Here is a 15532-nt window from a genome sequence, read left to right as displayed (position 1 = left end):
AATACCCTTAGCACGTCTCTATTATTCCCAATGGGAGGTAATAAAATCTTTTCGTCCCGATTCTTCTTGTTCCTGCTTGTACTTTTCAGGATTTTTCTTATAAAACTTTTGGTGCTCTTCTTCTGCTTCATAAAATGTAGAAGCTTCAAGCACTTGTGTGACGATCGGATCCTTAAACGGACCTTCTTGCTCCATTTTAACCTTAGAAACTTCTGCCACTTGCTTTTGCTCCTCATTGTGATAAAAAATAGCGGTACGGTACTGGCTACCTCGGTCAATAAATTGTCCGCCATCGTCCGTTGGATCGATTTGTTGCCAATAGAGCGTTACTAATTTTTCGTAAGGAAAAAGCTCGGGATCGAACGTAATTTGTACTGCTTCGTAATGTCCGGATTCACCAGATTTGACCTGTTGATACGTAGGATCTTTGACAGATCCACCAGTATAGCCCGAGCGAACAGAAATGATGCCTGGTTGCTCGTCAAACGGCTTTACCATACACCAAAAGCAGCCACCTGCGAATGTTGCGAGTTGAGTTGTCATATGCGTCATCCTTTAATTCAGTAATACAGTAAATAATACGTGCTAGTTGTTTGTTTCGTCAAATAAATAGAGAAATTCGCCGTAGCCGCTGTCTTCCATCTCTTCGAGCGGAATAAACTGCATCGCCGCCGAGTTCATACAATAGCGAAGTCCTGTCGGCTCCGGACCATCATTAAACACGTGCCCGACGTGGGAATCAGCGTACTTACTTCTTATTTCCGTTCTAGGGTAAAAAAGCTTCCAATCCGTTGTTTCTACGATCGTTTCTTCCATAATTGGCTGTGTAAAGCTTGGCCAGCCAGTCTCTGAGTCATACATGTGTGTGGAAGAAAATAGTGGCTCCCCTGAGACGATATCGACATAGATACCGTCTTCATAGTTTCTCCAATATTCATTTTGAAACGCAGGTTCAGTCGCATCATTTTGAGTCACATCAAACTGAATATCTGTCAGTCTCTCGCGAAGCTCTTCCTCTGACTCTTTCTCATACTGTCTCCAAGAGGCAATTTCTCCGCTATCTGGTGCTGCTACTTCGTACTCGCGATCCTCGCCCCAGTACTCATCTAAGAAATCATCTCGGCCTGAGTTAGCTCGGTAAAAGTCATAACGTACAGAGTTTTCGAGATAAAAGTTTTGATGATAGTCCTCTGCCTGATAGAACGTTGTCGCTTCATTAATTGGCGTCACGATTGGTTCAGGGAATCTACCGGAAGCATCTAATTCTTCTAATGAAGCCTCGGCAATCTCTCGCTGCTCATCACTGTGATAAAAAATACCAGTTGTATATTGGAAGCCTCTATCTACAAATTGCCCCTCATCATCCATTGGGTTAATCTGTCTCCAAAAGATCTGTACAAGATCTTCATAGGATACGATCGATGGATCGTAAATCACCTGAACAGCTTCTACATGTCCTGTATTACCTGAAGCTACGTCATCATAGGCTGGATTCTCTTCTTCACCGCCAATATATCCGGATACAGCATCATCTACTCCCTCGAGCTTTTCGAAAGGAGGCTCCATACACCAGAAGCACCCTCCGGCAAATGTTGCTACTTCTCTATAATCATTCTCAGCGAGTTCTAATGGCTCACTGCCATAGGATCTTGCAGTAAAGTAATCATAGACGATCGGAATAAAGATAACGCCTAACACGGAAAAAACGATTAACGTCGTAATAATCGTAAATTTTTTCACGTTAACACCTCCGCGGATTTATACTCTCATTATAATAAGCTAACGAGTAAAACACTTAAAAGGTGCTCGGATTTGAGAATTTTACATATGGTTAAGAATAAATTGTTCGTTTAATATACCCTCAAGGTTAAGTTCTCTTATTTGATTCTACCCCAGTATCTCTCAATTTCATCAGAAGCTATTTTAGTATTATCCCCCATTAGCCTGTATGACTTTTTTAAATGATCTTTATCATCACCAAGTCTTGCTAGAATTGTTACCGATAAAACCTCTTGAATATCTAAATCTCCCTCAACCGACATCTTCTCTAACAAAGTAAAGATCTGTTGTAATTCGCCCATCTCATCCTTATCTGCATCGAATAGTTCCTGCAACCTCTCATTTATTGTATCCCCTAAAAATACATGAAGTAGCAAGTCATCATAATCTTCTAAGTGTTGCTTATAAGCACCTTTATACTCTGGAAAACGAGTTAAAAAGTATGTAATAAATGTTTGCCTATTCATGTTAGATAAACCTCTTTCTTATTGCCCTGAAAATTAATATATATTTGAAGAACTAGACTCATAGCTAAACTGATTTTTTCTTTAATTGAGAAGGAGACTAATTAATAATTACTTAGTTTCTAATCAAACCATCTTATACGACGGTTTAATAACTTAAGTACTTATGCTTTAATAAATACTTTAACAATTCAATGTGAGTTTTACGTTTAATTGCTTTGTAAATTTAAGTAATATATTTTATCTGAATCCACTTCCTAAGAGAATTGGAAAAATACCCTTCTTCACACTGTCTGAAAATAAAATGTCTATTTCATAATATTTATTACTCTAAGTCAATTCAATTAAATATATTTGTTGATTCAAAAGCTGGTATTTATCAGTATTATTTACTTTTTAAATGAACCGAACAGGAGCCTTACACGATTAAATACGAAAAGGCGTTCTTTTAATTTGTAGTCCCATAGGGTCCTTTTTATATTCCTCTGAATCCCCAAATGAGTCTTTCCCTAAGTGTTTTTTCGCCTGTATTTCAAGATTATCATCTTTTACTATTTTATCTAATGGACTTTCCGATAAAAATGTTAATATTCCATCTGAAAGGTTTTCTAGTTGAAACCATGGAAAAGATTTAATTGTATTTTCCTGAAAGAAATCAACATATTTTTTACCGAAGTAATTGCACCAAAACACTCCTGGTAGCCTCGTCATTAGTGTACCTGTTACATGCTGACGGTCTAATGGGGTCAAGTGAGTGATGTACGCATATAAAGCATCAAATAAACAATTAATTCTTTAAATAAATTCACTATTTGCTTCTCGAAACTTCTAAATGTTTTAATTGCGAATATGAACCCAATATGATTAATCTTGGGCATATTGGGACAATTCCACCAAGTCATACCAAAGTGATAAGGTGGATTTTTCGATTTAGCGAGTAATATGCCAGCTTTACCAACCATCCCTACTCCTTCCTCATAGCAACCGTCCGATTCATCTGTCCATAGTTGTATAAATGTATCTGGGGAGTAAGCTACTTTTAATGGTTCAAAGGTACCCAATTTTTCAGGAACCAAGTTATATTTCTCTAATAGTTCTACGAATTTTTCTGCTATGTCTTGAGAATTAAATTGTTTTGAGGTGTAAATAGTTAAATCAATCTTAGTCATCTATTAAACATCTCCCTTCATATAATATTATTATTTAAGATCCGCTCCTATTTTTTATTCATTAATTGAAGCTATCTATCCATTCATTATTCAAAATATTGATCTATTAGTACTATGATAATCTCGCATTATAAAAACGTACACTTAAAAAAGCTGGCACAGACCATTGTATGATCTGTACCAGCTTTAAACTATCTATTATTCACCAGTTACTTTTAACTCTAAGTCGATATTGCCTCGTGTTGCTTTTGAGTACGGGCAGAATTCGTGCGCTTTGTGCGCTAACTCTTCTGCTTCCTCTTGTGAAACTCCTTTAACGTCTACGTGAAGCACGACACCAATTTTAAATCCACCATCGGATTCATCTTTAATGAGGCTTACTTCTGCAGTAGTTGTTGAGCTAATATCCTTTTTGCTTTTTGATGCCATTAGGTTTAATGCGCCATCGTAGCAAGAAGAATACCCTGCTGCGAATAGTTGCTCTGGGTTTGATGCATCTTGAGGAATATCATTTCCCTTTGGCATTTGAAGCTTTACATCAATTACACCATTATCTGATTTTACGTGACCTTCGCGGCCACCATTTGCTGTTGCTTTTGTTGAAAATACTACGTCTGCCATGAATTATTCACTCCTCTAATTGTTAGTACATTATCTCCTATTCACGTTTTTTTGATAAGTTAAACCATTTTGTATTTTAGATGACGCACGTTATACTCAATATAACTCAGAGATGGAGGTCACATATGAGAGATATTACCTTTAAATACTCAGATAAAAAGAGCCTACCCCTTTACTATAAACAGGCGAAAGAATTTACTAACACCGCCGTGCTATGTATTCATGGCGTTACGAGTGAGATGGATGCATGGGATACGGCCTCTACCATTATTTCTGAAAAAGCGAACGTAGACTGTTATATGCCTATTTTAAGAGGTTATGATGATGCTCCAGTTGGAGATTTAAAAAAGAAAGGTCAATTTGACTCCGATATTCACGACCTATTAACGTATTTATATAACCGCTACACGAATGTCATCGCAATCGGTCACTCAATGGGCTCTGGTAACTTATTAAGATATTTGTCTACGTATAATGACACGCGATTAAAGCACACCATCTTCACCGCCCCATTCTTCCATCCAGCTTTAAATACGTTTTATAAAGAGGAAGAGCAGGATCGACCAGAAGACATGACGTACACGGTATATTATAATAAGGTCATGGCAATAGGCATTTTAGATCGACTAAAGCTACCATTGTTCCACACAACAACAGTTGTTGAAATCCCTCATCGCAAGGTGCCTTATGATGTAAATTCAAAAACCTCGGTTAAAAAACTGAGCTTTAGACTCATGATCTCTCGCTTTATCGAGAATCCGGCTAAAATACCTTCTGTTCCATTAGATCATTCCACCGTATTAGTTGGCAGATTTGATCAAATTGTTCATCCCGAGCTCCTAACGACGTATTGGACTAGCTCTGTCGGAAGAGACGTGACAATTGCTGAAGGTGCGGATCATAATAGCATTTTAAGTAGCAAGGAGCTTTTGGAAACGGTGAAAAAGTATGCGGGGTAATGTGTAAAGTTTTGAATAGAGAGGCTGGCCGGAAGTGATTCCGGAGTCCAGCCTTTTATATTTAGATAGAAAGCGAAGTCTCAAGTAATTTTGACGTTGAGTATGTAGTAATAGAGTGTTAATGATAATGGTGCTGCGCCAGTTGCGCTGATAAATATTTGTTGGTTCGGCTGTTGATTGGGAGCGTGTCACTATTGACCGTGAGAGGGCTGCTATTGAACGCCAACCTGTCGTTATTGATCGCACCTTTTGCTATTGACCGATCGAGCTTCACTATTGACCGCACCTTCTACTATTGACCGGACGATGTCTACTATTGATCGCCAACTTGCCGTTATTGACCGCAAGTAAGCCACTAATGACCGCACCCTTCTACTTATTACCTTCACGCCGCATCGCATAAATACCTTTCACAAAAGCCTCTTTTCGATTTGTATACTCTCCTATCTCCATCCCTTCAATAGCCATGCTATCCTTCTTGATCGTTTCGTACGTTAAACGTAGGTCACGATTATTACGTAGCGTATCTCTAAAGAAGAGAAGATCCTTCCAGAGCTCGCCTTCATAGGTAACTAGATGTACAAAGTGGGTTTTAACTTGCAACGTCTCGTCTTCAAAAGCTGCAAGGACGATCTCATTAGGACGCTTCACTCTTAATCGATAGAAGCCCACTTCTTTGAACTGTTTAAATAACTTCTCGTCCACTTCTTCTATATTTTCTATCCCTACTAGTATGTCGATGATAGGCTTTGCAACAATATCCTGTAAGGCTGTGCTCCCTATATGCTCAATTGCATGGATGCCAGTTGCTTTACTAATCTGTTCCTTCGCATTCTCAAAATCACGCTGCCACTCTTCACGATGCTCCATTACTATAACTTGTTTATTTAGTTCTCCCATAAAAGTAAACATCTCCCTTCTATTGAGATTCTATCGTAACATAAAAAAACAGGAGCCCGAAGCCCCTGCCACATTTATCCTTATCCTCTTCGTTTTTGAAACACTTCCGTTCCGTTTTTGACAATAGTCTTCACTAAAGACGCGTACGCGGATTGGTCGGGCTTTGTCTGCTTACCCTTTGCTAAATAACCTAATTGCTGACTATACCACGTAAGCTCTAACATGGCTTTATCATCTACGAATGGGATGCCTGTCTTTTTGCGAGTTAGCTCAATCGACTCTTTTCCTCCATACATAAGATCGTGAGGAAGGTTTGGATAAACGACGAGTGGTCGCGCTATGCCGATAAAATCGGTCACTCCGTCACCTAGCGCTTGATTCATGCCGCTTAGAGAGCGAAATCCGCCCGTGACAGCAAGGGGCACTTGCATTGTCTCTCGAATCAAAGAAGCGAACTGTAAAAAGTAAGCCTCGCGCTCTTTCGTTGACTGCTTCATGCCTGTCATCGCTGGTCGTTCATACGTCCCACCAGAAATCTCCACGTGATCAATACCTATCTCATCAAGCTTGCGAATCACTTGCAGACTCTCTTCCTCCGAGAAAGAATCGCGTTGAAAGTCTGCGCTATTTATTTTCACACCAATCGGGAAATCAGCTCCGACCTTTTCTCGAATTGCCTCGTACACGCGAATTAACAAACGCATGCGATTCTCAATTGGTCCTCCCCACTGGTCCTCTCGTTTATTATGTCGCGCAGATAAAAATTGACTAATTAAATAGCCGTGAGCGCCGTGAATTTGAACGCCAGTGAAGCCTGCTTGTTTAGCAAGAAAGCTCGTTTCGGCAAATCGTGCAATTACGTCTTCGATCTCCGCTTCGGACATTTCCCTTGGACGTGCCAAAAATGCTTCGATCGGGGAATCTAATAATATCGCAGAAGGAGCAAGTGCCTCATCAGCTACTCCTTTAAACACCTGTTTACCAGGATGGTTCACCTGCATCCATAGCTCTGTATTGTTCTCGGTCCCAGCCTGAGCCCAGCGCTTAAAGGCATGCAAATGTCTATCATCCTCTAATATGACGTTGCGAGGCTCGCCTAAATATCGTTTATCAATCATCACATTTCCCGTGACCAAGATCCCTGCTCCACCATTTGCCCACGTGCGATAAAGTGTCTCAAGTCGTTTATCGGGTAAACCGTCCTTCGTGCCGAGCCCTTCGCTCATTGCTGATTTGAAAAAGCGGTTTTTACTCGTTACATTGCCATGCTGATAAGACGTTTTTAGCTGTGTCATCAAAGACCTCCATTCGATTATCCTAAACGTTCTTCTAAGTGATCGGCTCCTAGTATCTCGCCTAATTTCCCTCTAAATTTGCGAACGCCATAGCGCTCTCCCTTTAACCAGTCCCCAAACGGTACCTTAATTGCCTTTCCATTGACCCCAACGCCGGCATAAACGGTTAAATTCTTCGTGTCATATACAGCTGAATGAATTGTGCCTGACCAGTTTTTATACTCTGTTTTACCAATTCCATATTCCGTATTGTTTAAGTAGTCTAACAGCTGTAAAGGCTCAGGATTAGTAGCCCTAAGCTGCTTTAATCGTTCGAGGCGATTTTTTGATTCATCTAAGATGCGTCGATTTTCTCCCTGCTTTTTTTCGAGGCGAAAATGATTAGAGCATACATCGTCATGCTGTTTAAGCTCGATGGCACCTTGACCTGATCCCTCTACCACTGCATGCCTACCCGATTTATCGGTTAACGAATAGTTAAAGGCGTGTCGATGCGGTAATGACGTTAACACATCTACTGCTTCTTTCACGTTTTTACAGGAATCTAAAATAAAGCGCGCAATCGAACAACAAATGAAGCCATCCTGAGGCTTGAGTCGATTAACGAAGTGGTAACCAATCGCAAGTCCATGCTCATTCATTCCATCCATCCGACCTATAATTCGTTGCGCGAAGCCAACGTGTGCAAATCCTTTTGATGGTTGCCATAAAACAAATCGCCCATCATACGTTTTGGGATGATAATCATAGTTACGCCCGTAAGCACCATTATTCATAATAGCGCTACATCCGGATTTGACCCAGTTTTGCTGGTAGCCACCATACTCGTGAATAACGTCTTGGATTCTCCATTCTAAGCCATCTGCTAGTCCTTCAAGCTCTTCCCATAGTACTGGACTAAGTTCTTTCATCCAGGCTTTAGATTCTGCTAGATCAGTATCATATTTACGTATTGATTTTTTTCTTCTATTTGTATGCTTCATAAATAAGGGAGTTTCTTTTAACTTTTGCGCTTGTAGTAAACCAAACGAATACGCATCTCCCTTTGCTTCGATTACTTCTATTTGCATGTTCACCTGCATCACTCCTGCCCCTAAGTATACGGAAGAAAAGAGGGAGATGAAACTAAACTGTCTCGGTTGAAATTCTCCAATGTTTCCTTTAAAATAATGAACTTGTGAGTATAAATAAGAAGGGAGTTTTACACGTGACATCTGCCCTCTCGGCGTTTAGCGCGCCGGAAAAGACGACAGAAGAGCGAATCGAAGAATTAGAAGATCAGGAATTCCAGCTTTTACGTATGCAACAAAACATGATGGAAGTTGCAAAACATGGAGATATTATAGGCATTGATACGTCTAAGCACGATGAGTGGTTCATTATTTACTCTCAGGATGACGGAGAAGTGTGTAGATTGATGGCTGCGAGCTGTCAAAAAGCATTCCGAGGAAGTTGGGATGCATCTATTCACGCAACTTACAAATCAGAAAGTATTCATATAGATGATATTCGCGGTGAGCCGAATGCGGGCATGGGCTCTGTTTTAGTGAGCTTTTTAAAGCAATATGCCATCGATCAAAATGTCCCCAAAATTGAAGGCAAGCTTGCTGAGAGAGACTGGGATCACGTGGACCGGCTCATTCATTTTTACGAAAAGCACGAGTTTGATGTACACGTCGACTATCGAAATAAAGAAGGCCATTTAAAGTGGGCTGCTAATTAAAATGGATAGAAGAACGAAGGGGATGTGCTCCCTCGTTCTTCTATCCTTTTTACTGTTCTTTCTATTTTGGTGGTGCTTGCTCTTCCCATGGGAACGGGTCGTGAAGCTTCTTCCAATCAGCCTCAAACTCCTCATCTGTTAATAAACATTCATCTAACTCTTTGACAATTGTCTCTCGGTCCATGGCTGCTCCTATGAATACAAGCTCTGTTTTACGGTCACCAATATCCTCTCGCCATTCTTTTTTTAGATCTGGATCTTCTGTTAAATACGCTTCTTGCGTCTCTTTAGATAATGAAGCTACCCAAAAAGATACGGGATCAAGTGCGACACTACTTCCCGCCTGAGAAAGTAACAGGGCTAAGTCGTTTCTCGTCGCACACCAAACGATTCCTTTCGCACGAAGTACCTCCTCTGGGAACTGATTGCCCCACTCAAAAAAGCGCTCAGAGTGAAATGGTCGCTCACGTCTGTAGACAAAAGAGGAAATTCCATATTCCTCTGTCTCAGGAGTATGATCTTCAAGCTCTAACTCCTTCAACCATCCAGCTGACATACTTGCTTTATCAAAATTGAATTTTTTTGTATCAATTAATCGCTCTACTTCTACTTTAGAATAATCTGTCATATAGAGCTCCGCGTCTGGCTGAAGCTTACGAAGTAAATCCGTTAACTTATCTAACTCTTGTTGCTCAAGCATCGATTGCTTGTTCACTATTAGAACGTCACAAAATTCAATCTGATCAATTAATAGATCAGCAATATCGCGATCATCGTCTTCATTCGCCTCTTGCTTGCGATCCATCAAGCTTTCACCTGATTTAAAATCCTTCCAAAAGCGATTCGCATCAACTACCGTTACCATCGTATCTAATCGACACGTCTTTGTTAAATCTACACCCGTTTCCTCATCAATATAGCTAAAGGTTTGGGCCACTGGTACCGGCTCTGAGATGCCTGATGATTCAATGACAATAGCGTCTAACTCTTTATCCGCCGCAAGTTTTTCTACTTCTAATAAAAGATCTTCTCGAAGCGTACAGCAAATGCACCCATTCGACATTTCTACAAGCTTCTCATCTGTTCGTGAAATACCGTGCTTTTTTAAAATATCTCCATCTACATTAATTTCACTCATATCATTAACAATAACAGCAATTTTTTTACCATGCGTCTCGGTTAAAATATGCTGTAGCAATGTTGTTTTACCAGATCCTAAAAATCCACTAAGTACCGTTACTGGAATCACACGTGCCACTCCCTCTATTGTTCAAATCGTAATAATTACTATTTAGATACTAATAGAGCTTTCCTTTTCTGTCAAGAAAATATGGGGAAAGCGTTTTTAGCTCTCCGAGCTGCCAGCCAGCTTTAAGACTAATTTTATGAATATAAAGTTAAAAAAAACAGAGCCCTGTGTTTAGGCTCTGTTCATCTACATATATCATGCTGAATCTAATAATGGTCGGTCCCTTACGAATTTTCTAAAATCTGAATGCGCTCTTTAGAAATCTCGTCTAGCTCGCGCTGCAAGGATTGACGAGTGCTTTTAAGTTCGTTGACGATACGTGATACATCGCTCATTGTGCTTGAGATCGACTCCGATGAGGAAGATATTTTTTGATGCACAGCGAAATCGACAAAAATGTTATCGAAGAAATAGTCTGCAAAGGTTAGGCCTTCTCCAATAGTCACGTGAATGTTGAAGTGGTTTTTTACATCCTGCAATTCTTCATTAAATTGACGCAGTCTGCGCTCTGCTCGGTGAGTTGCATTTTTTGAGTCATCAATATGACTATGCTTGATATACGTTGTCACCATGCCACCGCCAAACATATCTACCTTCGACCAATTGGATGCTTTTTCAAGCGATGCGGATGCATCTCTTAAAGAGTAATAGGCATCTTCACCGGCCTCAATTGCTTCATTCACTTCTTGCATGGCACCGTGAAGCTCTACTTCTTTTTCGGTCGCACGAAATAATTGTTCGCTCCATACAGAGTCTGTGTTAAGAATTAACTCTTCTTTACGCTTTAAAATATCGCGATACTCTGCATCTGCGTAACGAACTGTCTCTAAATGCTCATCATACATTTGCTTTTCTTTTTCTAACTCCTCTACTGCTTGCAAAGCATCTTGATACCGAAGCTTACTTTTTGCCAACACTTCTTCACGTTCGGTCATTTTTTCTTGTTTGTTGCCAAGAATCGTAGCCATCACAGCTCCTACCGTAAACGTGCGTAAATTTTCTACGTCTTCTTCTTTTTCATACAGCTCAAGTTTAAGCTCGCGAGCAATTGCTTTCTTTTTTTGCATACTTTCAAGCAGTCGATCCGAGTGATCCTGCCACTTCGTCTTTAAGCGCTGTTTTTCCTTCACTTCAAATAGTTCTTCGTTTAAGCTCTTCACGTCGGTACGTCCCCCTTTAATATTCCTACTCTAATATACGTGTAAAAACGCTCAAATGTTTCTACCTATTATGTAAGTAACTCTTTTGAAATCGTACCAAATTTTAACCTTCTTGACTACAGTAGTAGGGAGCTTCTCTTATCTATGAGAAAAGGTAGCGATGTTCGCTCCCATTGAGGAACGATCTATTATAAGCGTTGACGTGTATCCATGTTCATAATGAAGAAACGTGAACACGTAAAGTGTCAAGGTTATAAGTTAGGAGCTTTCGGATAATGAATGCGTAAAACCGGATAATGGTACCTCGTTTTCGGATAATCGAACACGAAAACCGGATAACGTTACCTCGTTTTTGGATAATCGAACACGAAAACCGGATAACGTTACCTCGTTTTCGGATAATCAAACACGAAAAGCGGATAATGATACCTCGTTTTCGGATAATCGAACACGAAAAGTGGATAATGTTACCTCATTTCCGGATAATCGAACACGAAAAGTGGATAATGTTACCTCGCTTCCGGATAATCGAACACGAAAAGTGGATAATGTTACCTCATTTCCGGATAATCAAACACGAAAAGCGGATAATGTTACCTCACTTCCGGATAATCGAACACGAAAAGTGGATAATGGTACCTCGTTTTCGGATAATCGAACAAGAAATGCGGATAATGTTACCTCGTCTTCGGATAATCGCGAGCCATTATTCTCACCACCTCCCCACACAAAAAAGACCGAGACAGCATAATCGCTTTGTCTCGGTCTTTTCATTTATTACATCTTTACTTCATGATACTTTTTAGAAGCTGCCTGTAATAAGATTGTCATGCTAACTAACTTTTGCGCGAGGAAATCAATATCCTCTTGCTCATAGTATTCCATGGATAGGGAGATTGGCGTATCAAGTCCCCATTTTGAAAGAAGTAGTTGGATTCGTTGCTGATCATAAGCAGTTAAATAGTTTGGTAGAGGTAATTCTTCAAGTCGTACTACCTCATCGTTGTTCCGAATTGTCGGAACTAAATTAACATCATATTGAAACTTAGTAGTTTCTGCTAAACCAGTCGACGTTTGTACTTTATCCAAACGAACCGACAAGGTAGCTTCGATTTTATGACTTTCTGTTTCTTCTGGGTAGCTCCAGCAGATGACACCTTCATAAGAAAGCTTATCTTTATAATAAAGCTGGAAGCCACGCGTTTTTATAATCATATTATCTTCATCAATCACGGATGATTTATCTTCTACTAATAGGGCGAAATGGTGCCAAGAACTGTTTAAATCTTCTCTCGACACGGATTCGATAAAGCGGACCATTGTTTCCTTCAATTCAGGATTCATGATAGTCGCCTCACTATTTTCATATAATTTACTATACATTCTGCATCACTCTTTTCTTTTTCTGCGAATGATGTCGCAACTAGTCTCTCCACCATACTATTTCCTCTATTTCGCCAAACGAAACGTATGCGGATAAACTTTTTTTCTTTCCTAACAAATGGGTGTAATCATTATATAGTAATTAACTAAAAGAATGACTCCCACTAATTCTAATAAATACAGGGAAAACGGCAACTTTCTACATACGTGATTTTTGCGCAACCTTAAAAAGCGTGGGCGAAAAAATCAAACGGTTGGGTTAATAGATAATAGAGGTTTCGCATGGGTGACTTAAAAGGTGGATTTTCGGATAACACGAATGTTTGTGGGTCACTTCCGTGAGAGGAAGCGCATGTGGGACCTAAATCAAACTAATATATATAATGATCGTCCTATACGGATCTGTTTTACCTAATCTTAAAAATTACTCGTGTCTAAATAAGTCTCCCTGCACGCATGATGCGTTAAACACTTAATTAGCATGACACAAATTCTATTGTACCATACTTAGTGCAAAATGAAAAATCTGGGCACTATTTGACTGAAATTTTTTCTTTTCAACCATTGTAAAAAGCCTATCTTTAAGCTCTGGATGAAACATAAGCTCACATACTCGCTCGTAATCATACAGCATAAGTCGCTGCTCTTTTTCACTCATCGGTTTAGTAACATGAAAAGAACGCTCTGGTTCTATAGAGGTTAAAAACAAAATCATCTGTCTTAATTCATGAGAACACTCCTTATGTGAGTTATCATTTGTATGGTAGTAGCATCTTTCCTCATCATTGTATAAATCCTTTAATAGAGTAGTAACGCTATGAAACAAGCTATCTGATTGCATGACTGACCTCCCCTTTCCCACTACCGATATGTATATGTATGCTATTTAAAAGATAGAACCTACAATCATGCAAATTTTATTTGCTATATGATTTTGGCGTTAGTAATGGTATAATCCATGCAGTATGTCTATAGGAAGAGGTTGAATAAATTATGTTACAAGCAACTGATGTAAGCCTTCGCTTTGGCGATAAAAAGCTTTTTGAAGAGGTAAATATTAAATTTAATCCAGGTAACTGTTACGGATTGATTGGTGCAAACGGCGCGGGGAAATCCACGTTTCTAAAAATTCTTTCTGGTGAGTTAGAGCCACAAACAGGAAATGTTTCTTTAGGTAAAAACGAACGATTAGCTGTTTTAAAGCAGGATCACTTTGCCTATGAGGATGAAGTTGTTCTAGATACGGTCATGATCGGTCACGAGCGACTGTATGAAGTGATGAAGGAAAAAGATGCCATTTACATGAAGCCAGATTTCTCAGATGAAGACGGTATGCGTGCCGCTGAGCTTGAAGGTGAATTTGCTGAAATGAACGGGTACGAAGCAGAATCTGACGCTGCGGTTCTTCTCCAAGGACTTGGCATTGCGGATGAGCTTCACCAAGCAAAAATGTCTGAGCTTACAGAGGGGCAAAAGGTAAAAGTCCTTTTAGCTCAAGCGCTATTCGGTAGTCCTGACGTTCTTTTACTCGATGAGCCTACAAACGGACTTGATATCGAAGCCATCACGTGGCTCGAGGATTTCCTTGCTTCTTTCGAAAATACTGTTATTGTAGTTTCTCACGATAGACACTTTTTAAATAACGTATGTACGCACATTGCCGATTTAGACTTTAGTAAAATCCAGATTTACGTTGGTAACTATGACTTCTGGTACGAGTCTAGTCAACTTGCTCAAAAGATGGCTCAGGAGCGTAATAAAAAGAAGGAAGAAAAAATTGATGAGCTTAAGTCCTTTGTTGCACGATTCTCGGCAAACGCTTCGAAATCGAAACAGGCGACTTCTCGTAAAAAGCTCCTTGATAAAATTGAGCTTGAAGACATTCGTCCTTCATCTCGTAAATACCCATATATTGCGTTTAAACCAGAACGCGAAATTGGGAATGACGTATTAGTTGTTGAGAACATTTCTAAAACGGTTGACGGAAAGCAGCTTTTAAATAATGTGAGCTTTAGTTTAAACCGCGAAGACAAAGTCGCTTTAGTTGGTTCTAACGAACAAGCGAAAACGCTACTCATGCAAATTTTAATGGGTGAAGTAGAGCCAGATAGCGGAAGCTTTAAGTGGGGTCTAACAACGACTCAATCTTACTTCCCGAAGGATAACAGTGAGTTCTTCGAGAATTCGAATGATCCTTCTCTTATTGATTGGCTACGCCCTTATTCACCAGAAGATCAGTCTGAAAGCTTCATTCGTGGCTTCTTAGGACGTATGCTCTTCTCTGGTGAAGAAGCGAAAAAGAGCCCAAGCGTTTTATCTGGGGGAGAAAAAGTACGTTGCATGCTCTCTAAGATGATGCTAAGCGGATCTAACGTACTTCTACTAGACGAGCCAACAAACCACTTAGACTTAGAGTCCATTACAGCACTTAACAATGGACTTATCCAGTTTAAAGGTGTGTTAATGTTTGCTTCTCATGACCACCAGTTCAACCAGTCGATTGCAAATCGCATCATCGATATTCAAGATGAAGGTGTTATCGATAAAGAAATGACGTATGATGAGTACGTTGCTTCAAAGCTACAAACGACGAAGTAAGTTACCATTTGGCCCGTCTCCTAATTGGAGACGGGTTTTTGTATGTGGACAGAAAGATTATTTTGTCCAAACTTTGTGATGAATATCAAGTGGTTAATTCGAAACGAGGAGCGATTAATTGGTGAATTGCTTTGATTATCCGCTTTTACCTTTCGATTATCCGCTTTCCCCCTTTGGTTATCCGAAAATGCGATTCGGTAACCAGACAACCGAATCGAGCGGCATGTTATCT

At 39.8% G+C, this 15532-nt stretch carries 16 protein-coding genes; 3 read left to right on the top strand and 13 right to left on the bottom strand.

All coding sequences use genetic code 11. The annotated features are described in order from the left end of the window. Positions 1-21 precede the first annotated feature (21 nt). The 6 genes from msrA to FLK61_RS09565 all read right to left on the bottom strand — a co-directional run bounded on the left by msrA (position 22) and on the right by FLK61_RS09565 (position 4033). Complete coding sequence (msrA, locus tag FLK61_RS09590) at positions 22-552, bottom strand: peptide-methionine (S)-S-oxide reductase MsrA (RefSeq protein ID WP_176009249.1); 531 nt, start codon at positions 550-552, stop codon at positions 22-24. 33 nt (positions 553-585) lie between these two features. Further along, complete coding sequence (msrB, locus tag FLK61_RS09585) at positions 586-1740, bottom strand: peptide-methionine (R)-S-oxide reductase MsrB (RefSeq protein WP_217706312.1); 1155 nt, start codon at positions 1738-1740, stop codon at positions 586-588. Between the two features lie 137 nt (positions 1741-1877). Beyond that, the gene (locus FLK61_RS09580; protein ID WP_176009248.1) at positions 1878-2246 is read right to left on the bottom strand and encodes a DUF7674 family protein; all 369 of its coding nucleotides are present in this window, start codon (positions 2244-2246) and stop codon (positions 1878-1880) included. A 423-nt stretch (positions 2247-2669) separates the two neighbouring features. Further along, positions 2670-2954, bottom strand: a complete 285-nt coding sequence (locus tag FLK61_RS09575) for a hypothetical protein (RefSeq protein ID WP_176009247.1) — start codon at positions 2952-2954, stop codon at positions 2670-2672. Positions 2955-2989: 35 nt separating this feature from the next. Beyond that, positions 2990-3412: a hypothetical protein gene (locus FLK61_RS09570; RefSeq protein WP_176009246.1), complete on the bottom strand. Its 423-nt coding sequence runs from the start codon at positions 3410-3412 to the stop codon at positions 2990-2992. Between the two features lie 198 nt (positions 3413-3610). Further along, complete coding sequence (locus FLK61_RS09565) at positions 3611-4033, bottom strand: organic hydroperoxide resistance protein (RefSeq protein WP_176009245.1); 423 nt, start codon at positions 4031-4033, stop codon at positions 3611-3613. A 125-nt stretch (positions 4034-4158) separates the two neighbouring features. On the opposite strand from FLK61_RS09565, the gene FLK61_RS09560 reads away from it, so the two are divergent. Further along, positions 4159-4992 carry an alpha/beta hydrolase gene (locus FLK61_RS09560; protein ID WP_176009244.1) on the top strand — a complete coding sequence of 278 codons (834 nt, stop codon included), beginning with the start codon at positions 4159-4161 and terminating at the stop codon, positions 4990-4992. A gap of 372 nt (positions 4993-5364) precedes the next feature. Here the strand turns inward: FLK61_RS09560 and FLK61_RS09555 are convergent, their stop codons facing one another. The 3 genes from FLK61_RS09555 to FLK61_RS09545 all read right to left on the bottom strand — a co-directional run bounded on the left by FLK61_RS09555 (position 5365) and on the right by FLK61_RS09545 (position 8257). After that, positions 5365-5892, bottom strand: a complete 528-nt coding sequence (locus tag FLK61_RS09555) for a GrpB family protein (protein WP_176009243.1) — start codon at positions 5890-5892, stop codon at positions 5365-5367. Between the two features lie 80 nt (positions 5893-5972). Next, on the bottom strand, positions 5973-7187 hold the full coding sequence (locus tag FLK61_RS09550) for an NADH:flavin oxidoreductase/NADH oxidase family protein (protein ID WP_176009242.1): 1215 nt from the start codon (positions 7185-7187) through the stop codon (positions 5973-5975). A gap of 17 nt (positions 7188-7204) precedes the next feature. After that, positions 7205-8257, bottom strand: coding sequence for a C45 family autoproteolytic acyltransferase/hydrolase (locus FLK61_RS09545; protein WP_249777730.1), 1053 nt, complete (start codon positions 8255-8257; stop codon positions 7205-7207). A 137-nt stretch (positions 8258-8394) separates the two neighbouring features. On the opposite strand from FLK61_RS09545, the gene FLK61_RS09540 reads away from it, so the two are divergent. After that, positions 8395-8910: a hypothetical protein gene (locus FLK61_RS09540; protein WP_176009240.1), complete on the top strand. Its 516-nt coding sequence runs from the start codon at positions 8395-8397 to the stop codon at positions 8908-8910. Positions 8911-8971: 61 nt separating this feature from the next. Here FLK61_RS09540 and FLK61_RS09535 read toward each other — a convergent pair whose 3' ends face one another. The 4 genes from FLK61_RS09535 to FLK61_RS09520 all read right to left on the bottom strand — a co-directional run bounded on the left by FLK61_RS09535 (position 8972) and on the right by FLK61_RS09520 (position 13543). Continuing rightward, positions 8972-10168 carry a GTP-binding protein gene (locus tag FLK61_RS09535; protein WP_176009239.1) on the bottom strand — a complete coding sequence of 399 codons (1197 nt, stop codon included), beginning with the start codon at positions 10166-10168 and terminating at the stop codon, positions 8972-8974. A gap of 215 nt (positions 10169-10383) precedes the next feature. Next, a complete protein-coding gene (locus tag FLK61_RS09530; RefSeq protein ID WP_176009238.1) occupies positions 10384-11319 on the bottom strand; it encodes a hypothetical protein in 936 nt (311 codons plus the stop codon). A 777-nt stretch (positions 11320-12096) separates the two neighbouring features. Then, a complete protein-coding gene (locus FLK61_RS09525) occupies positions 12097-12702 on the bottom strand; it encodes a hypothetical protein (RefSeq protein WP_176009237.1) in 606 nt (201 codons plus the stop codon). A gap of 493 nt (positions 12703-13195) precedes the next feature. Then, a complete protein-coding gene (locus FLK61_RS09520) occupies positions 13196-13543 on the bottom strand; it encodes a hypothetical protein (RefSeq protein ID WP_176009236.1) in 348 nt (115 codons plus the stop codon). 152 nt (positions 13544-13695) lie between these two features. Here FLK61_RS09520 and FLK61_RS09515 point away from each other — a divergent pair, with 152 nt between their 5' ends. Next, positions 13696-15300, top strand: coding sequence for an ABC-F family ATP-binding cassette domain-containing protein (locus FLK61_RS09515; protein WP_176009235.1), 1605 nt, complete (start codon positions 13696-13698; stop codon positions 15298-15300). The last annotated feature ends 232 nt before the right edge of the window (positions 15301-15532 follow it).

The sequence above is a fragment of the Paenalkalicoccus suaedae genome (assembly GCF_006965545.2).
GTDB lineage: Bacteria > Bacillota > Bacilli > Bacillales > Salisediminibacteriaceae > Paenalkalicoccus > Paenalkalicoccus suaedae.
The sequence above is the reverse complement of the archived record's forward strand: the minus strand, read 5'-3'. Positions and strand labels throughout refer to the sequence as shown.